At 46.9% G+C, this 608-nt stretch carries 1 protein-coding gene; it reads right to left on the bottom strand.

Features of this window, described 5'->3' with window-relative positions:
- Window positions 1–608, bottom strand: a 608-nt coding sequence (locus WEIDD23_RS13330; RefSeq protein ID WP_197458755.1) for a hypothetical protein, incomplete at both ends; no start/stop codon positions are given.

The raw sequence follows: 608 nt of genomic DNA, 5'->3' as shown, positions 1-608 counted from the left end.
GTGCGAGGAACGAATAGTAATTCTCGACTGGCCACGCATTTTTAGGTGCATAGTCGAGCATGCCGATATAATCGTGACGCGCACCCGGTTTATTCAGAGCTGCTAGTTGCTTATCATTCGCCGTGAAACTTGTTTCAAACAACGCGGTGGTTGCCTCAAACCGTTGATTCGTTACCAATGGTTGCTGGTGCTGGCGCGTATAAATCAAATTCTCCGTAAACGCCAAGTAACTACCTGCACTGAACAATAACACAACCAAAGTCGTAAGCGCCTGTTGCTTTGGCAAAGCAAAGACTCGCACTAACTCGCCCGACAAGTAAACGAGCAAAAACAGTGAACTCAAGCCAAGTAAGCGGAACGGAAATTGGACTAATGCCTGTACATTCTCAGAGAGCGCCCGCCAAGGGAAAATCGAAGATGCCATGATAAATAGCACGACCCCAAGCCCCCAGATTGCCAACTCACGTGAGAAACGACGGCGCCATAATTGTACCGCACCAATCACAATTGCTAAAACGCCAACCAATCCAATGTTTTGGTTTAGGCCATTCAGTGAATACACTAAACTTTGACCCAAGTCATACATTTTGCTAATTGGTCCTTGCACC

The organism is Weissella sp. DD23 (genome assembly GCF_001579105.1).
Lineage (GTDB): Bacteria > Bacillota > Bacilli > Lactobacillales > Lactobacillaceae > Weissella > Weissella cibaria.
Note: the sequence above shows the minus strand (reverse complement) of the source record. Positions and strands in the feature narration are given on the sequence as shown.